At 59.5% G+C, this 4,526-nt stretch carries 5 protein-coding genes; 2 read left to right on the top strand and 3 right to left on the bottom strand.

What is annotated here, in order from left to right:
- Window positions 1–209: 209 nt before the first annotated feature.
- Complete coding sequence (locus ABRP66_RS11460) at window positions 210–842, top strand: hypothetical protein (RefSeq protein WP_284783095.1); 633 nt, start codon at window positions 210–212, stop codon at window positions 840–842.
- Between the two features lie 141 nt (window positions 843–983).
- Here ABRP66_RS11460 and ABRP66_RS11455 read toward each other — a convergent pair whose 3' ends face one another.
- Genes ABRP66_RS11455 through ABRP66_RS11445 form a run of 3 tightly spaced genes read right to left on the bottom strand, consistent with a single transcriptional unit; the run spans window position 984 to window position 3,951 of the window.
- On the bottom strand, window positions 984–2,267 hold the full coding sequence (locus ABRP66_RS11455; RefSeq protein ID WP_284785237.1) for a sulfate adenylyltransferase subunit 1: 1,284 nt from the start codon (window positions 2,265–2,267) through the stop codon (window positions 984–986).
- Entirely contained in the window at window positions 2,267–3,166 is a 900-nt protein-coding gene (gene cysD / locus ABRP66_RS11450; protein WP_284785240.1) for a sulfate adenylyltransferase subunit CysD, read from the bottom strand. The genes ABRP66_RS11455 and cysD overlap by 1 nt, the downstream gene beginning before the upstream one ends.
- Window positions 3,166–3,951 carry a phosphoadenylyl-sulfate reductase gene (locus tag ABRP66_RS11445; RefSeq protein ID WP_284770411.1) on the bottom strand — a complete coding sequence of 262 codons (786 nt, stop codon included), beginning with the start codon at window positions 3,949–3,951 and terminating at the stop codon, window positions 3,166–3,168. Before ABRP66_RS11445 ends, cysD begins: the two co-directional genes overlap by 1 nt.
- Before the next feature lie 172 nt (window positions 3,952–4,123).
- Here ABRP66_RS11445 and ABRP66_RS11440 point away from each other — a divergent pair, with 172 nt between their 5' ends.
- Window positions 4,124–4,453, top strand: coding sequence for a methylenetetrahydrofolate--tRNA-(uracil-5-)-methyltransferase (locus ABRP66_RS11440; RefSeq protein ID WP_284785242.1), 330 nt, complete (start codon window positions 4,124–4,126; stop codon window positions 4,451–4,453).
- Window positions 4,454–4,526: the final 73 nt, after the last annotated feature.

Genomic DNA, 4,526 nt, shown 5'->3' with positions numbered 1-4,526 from the left:
GTACTACGGTGGTCGCCAGCCTCATTCATAAGGGGCCCACCGTCAGTTACAGATACACCACGCTACTGGACGCAACCTGCTAGTAACAATCCGCCTAGTTACTAGGAGACACCCACCGTGACGAAACCCAACTTTTTAATTGGCCATAAAGCAATGAAAGTCGCGCTACAAATTCGACCAAGATGAACTCATGCAAAGGAGCTCCCTCGTTGACTAATAATAATTCTTTGGGTCAGCCGGATCCCTCTCAGCACCAGTCATGGAATTCCTCTTCCCCTACCGGAGATTCCACAGGTAATACTGGGAAAAGTGGCAAGGCCACACGCTTGGCGATGATCGTCCTAGCAATCATTGCCATCATCGCAATCACCGCCGGAGTCACGTGGGCGCTCACGAATAGCAGCGATTCTGCTGATTCCACTGACGCCGATGCCTTTGTCCCCGTCACCTCGTCTCAAGAGGAAAACAAGGATGAGGGCACAGCCGCAGAGAAACCTGAACCTGCGACGAAGACGACAACGGAGACCCAGATCCGCTCCGATCAATCCACTGGGAATGATCAATGCGATGGCCGCTACATCATGATCGTCGAGTCTGCCATCATTCCGGTGGGCGAAGATCCGTCAGCAGAGACGCAACGCGTGCAAAACAAATACCCGGGTTCCAAGATTCTTTCCGGCAATGCCTGTAGTTCTCTCCGCGGCCAAGTCGACGGAGGCACAGCATATGCGATCTACTTCGACGCCGGCCACAGCGTGGACAAAGTCTGCGAACTCAAGGCTGCATACGGCGGCAACGCCCGATCCCTAAATAACAACGCAGACTTCAGCGATCCCTGTTAAGAGGGGAGTTCTGCCTTTCGGCGATGACTCTCATGAAGTTCGCACCACAAATGTCTACAGCTACCGCGTTCTCCTCGGATTCGCCCTAGCATCGAGCGAATCGCGGTTGCTGTAGACGTTTGTGCGCTTGGTGCACGAGTCTTAGCGCAAGCGGTGGCCTATGAAGCCGGCGGCCAGGGTATTGCCGGAGGATTGATCAATGAGCAGAAAGTTTCCCACGGCGCCGCGGGCGGCGTAATCCTCCACGGGCAGTTCGGCCTGGGTCTGGATGGTGATATGGGCGATATCGTTCATAACAACGGCCTCAGGATCATCAACGTCAGATACGCCATCGAGATCCAAGGTGCGGGAAAGAGCAGCGATGCGGGCCTTGACCAGGGAGGAACCATAGCGCAGCTTGAGCATCTGACCAGGTTTTAGGTCTTTTTCGGTAAGGCCTACCACCGTGGCAGCGAATTCCCGGGTGGCCGGGGGACGCTGGGCGCCGGCGAGGAGATCGCCGCGGGTGAGATCGACGTCATCGGCAAGCAGTAGCGTCACCGAATCACCGGCAGCGGCCGAGGAAGCTGGACCGTCGGCGGTATCGATCTGGGTGACGGTGCTGGTGCGGCCTTCGGGCAGGTGCACCGTATCGCCCACGGAGATGGACCCGGCCTTCACGCGGCCGGCGTAGCCACGGTAATCGGTGGCGTGCTCGCGGATTACGTACTGGATGGGAAAGCGAAAGTCCAGCTCATCGGCGCGTCCGGTGGCGACGGGGATGGTCTCGAGCACCTCAAGGACGGTGGGGCCGGTGTACCACTCCATGGTTGTAGAGCGCTCGACCACGTTATCGCCCTTGAGCGCGGAAATGGGCACGACGGTGGTATCGGTAATGTCTAGGCGCTGGGCAATCTTATGGAATTCGGCCTCGATATCGCGGAAGACCTGCTCGTCATAGTCCACGAGGTCGATCTTATTGACGGCTAGGACGACGTGGCGCACGCCCAGGAGCGCGGCCACGTTGAGGTGGCGGCGGGTTTGTTCGACGACGCCGTGGCGGGCATCGATAAGCAGCACCACCACCTGCGAGGTGGACATGCCGGTGACCGTATTGCGGGTATACTGCACGTGGCCTGGGGTATCGGCGAGGATGAAGGTGCGCTTATCGGTGGCAAAGTAGCGGTAGGCCACGTCGATGGTAATACCTTGCTCGCGCTCGGCGCGCAGGCCATCAACAAGCAGGGAAAGATCCATGCCATCGAAACCGCGATCGGAGGAGGAACGCTCCATGGACTCGACCTGATCCGCGAGCACGGACTTGGTGTCATAGAGCAGCCGGCCGACGAAGGTGGATTTGCCGTCATCAACGGAGCCGGCGGTGCATAAGCGCAGGGTATCGCGCTGTTTGAGGGCGCCGACATTGGGCGCGAGGGTAGTCGTCATCAGAAGTAGCCTTCCTTCTTGCGGTCTTCCATGGCGGATTCAGAAAGTTTGTCATCGGCGCGGGTGGCACCGCGCTCAGACAGGGTGGAAATGGAGATTTCCGCGAGCACCTCATCGGGGCTGGAGGCGGTGGATTCGACGGCGCCGGTGCAGGACATATCGCCGACGGTGCGGTAGCGCACGGTGCGGGTCTCTAGCTGCTCATCGTCTTTCGGCCCACCCCATTCACCTGGCGAAAGCCACATGCCGCCGCGGTTGAAGACCTCGCGCTGGTGCGAATAATAAATGGGCGGCAACTCGAGCCCGCGCGCGCCGATGTATTCCCAAATATCGGATTCGGTCCAGTTGGAGATGGGAAAGACGCGCACGTTTTCGCCGGCCATCTTGCCGCCGTTGTACAGATCCCACAGCTCGGGACGCTGGCGGCGAGGGTCCCACCCGCCGAAGGAATCGCGGATGGAAAAGATGCGTTCCTTGGCGCGGGCGCGCTCCTCATCGCGGCGGGCCCCGCCCAGCACGGCGTCGTACTCGCGCTTGGCGATGGTCTCTACCAGCGGCACCGACTGCAGCGGGTTGCGCGTGCCATCGGGCCGTTCCTGCAGCTCGCCGCTATCGATCCAGTCTTGAACGTGGGCGACGTGGAGGCGGGCGCCGGATTCCGCAACCAGGTCATCGCGGAATTTGATCACCTCGGGGAAGTTATGACCGGTATCCACGTGGAGCAATTCAAAAGGCACCGTGGCCGGGGCGAAGGCGCGACGGGCCAGCTCGAAGACGACAACGGAGTCCTTGCCGCCGGAAAAGAGGAGGCCTACCTTATCGAATTGCCCGGCCACCTCGCGCAGGATGTGGATGGATTCATTTTCTAGGTCTTGTAGGTGTGGGGAAAGTGTGCTCATTATTCGTGTAACCCGCATTCTGTCTTGCCATCTCCAAATACTCGCCCGGAGCGGGCGTCCTCACCGTCGCCGACCGGGAAGGTCAACGGCGCATCGCCGATGGACCGGTATCCCTGCAGGGTCAGCGGGTGGATGATGAGGTCATTATCTGCGATGTACTGATCGGTATCGTCCAAGTTCCAAGTGATAATCGGCGAAATCTTTAACCGCCCAGTGCGGTCCAGGCTGAGCGCCGGGGCGTGAGCGCGGTGCTCGGAATCGGCCCGGCGCAGGCCCGTGACCCATCCGGCATAAGGGTCCATGGCCATATTCAGTGGCTCCACCTTGCGCATGCGGTTATAGGCGGCAGTATCGCGCGCGTACAGGCGCGGGCCGTACACCTCATCTTGCTCTTCGGGGCTCAGCAGCGGCAGTACGCGAACAAGGGGGAGATCCGGGTAGCGCTTATCCACCTCTTCGGCCACTTGGAGGGTTTCTGGAAAGTGCCAGCCGGTATCGATGAAGAGGAGATCCGCTGCGAGCCCGGCGCGGTGGGAGAGCTCTGCCAGCACGGTATTTTCCATGGACATGGTGACCGCAAGCCGGCCAGGGGCGTGCTCGGCGGCCCACTCGGTGATGTTTTCTGCGGATTCGTAGGCGAGCTTATCCGCCCATTTGTCCACTAGCTGTTCATTGCGCGCGGCCACCTCGGTGGAAAGCGGCGCGGTATCGCGCGTGCCTTCGGGCGAGATGTGGGGATCGCGGAAGGGCTTTCCGCCATCCAGCAGGTTCGTCGTTGGGTTCATGAGCTCACACACTAGGCAACCCTGGCACCTGACGCAGCACGTTTTTCCGGAAACGGCGCTGAGCTTGGCCAAAGGGAAGAATAAAATGTTTTATTTCTGAACCAAGCTGACTAGCTTTATAGACAATGTAGTCTATCGCGGGCCTACCGGATTTGCCCGAGGAGGAACTTTTATGCAGCGTGTTGCCATCATTGGAGAAGGCCCTGCCGCCTTATCCACCACGGAAAGACTTCTGAGCGCCGGTATGTGCGTAGACCTCATCTCAGAAAAAACTGCACCGTTCGGTCTACTTCGCCGGTTCGCGGGGCTTGCCGGGGTGCTCGAGGAGGCTGTGCCGCACGAGTGCGCACCGGGTACTACTCCGCGGCTGCGCCTACTGGGAAACGTACGCGTGGGAGTAGACGGCGATATCAACCATAACGAGGTCCACCAGTTGGCCGCCCACGGTGACCGTGAGCTCATCATCATGGAATTAAAAGCCCGTGGCATTCCCGTCACCTGAACTGGCCCCCGAAAGTTGGACTGGTTTAATTCTAGGTGATGAGGGGTTCAAGGGTCTGATTCCGATATTGCAT

This window comes from Corynebacterium sp. KPL2680, assembly GCF_040225675.1.
In the GTDB taxonomy this organism is placed as follows: Bacteria; Actinomycetota; Actinomycetes; order Mycobacteriales; family Mycobacteriaceae; genus Corynebacterium; species Corynebacterium rhinophilum.
Note: the sequence above shows the minus strand (reverse complement) of the source record. Positions and strands in the feature narration are given on the sequence as shown.

Excerpts from the sequence above, each read along its gene's own strand:
- ABRP66_RS11455 (WP_284785237.1), bottom strand. The coding sequence starts at position 2,267 with ATGACGACTACCCTCGCGCCCAATGTCGGCGCCCTCAAACAGCGCGAT.
- ABRP66_RS11445 (WP_284770411.1), bottom strand. The coding sequence starts at position 3,951 with ATGAACCCAACGACGAACCTGCTGGATGGCGGAAAGCCCTTCCGCGAT.
- cysD (WP_284785240.1), bottom strand. The coding sequence starts at position 3,166 with ATGAGCACACTTTCCCCACACCTACAAGACCTAGAAAATGAATCCATC.
- ABRP66_RS11440 (WP_284785242.1), top strand. The coding sequence starts at position 4,124 with ATGCAGCGTGTTGCCATCATTGGAGAAGGCCCTGCCGCCTTATCCACC.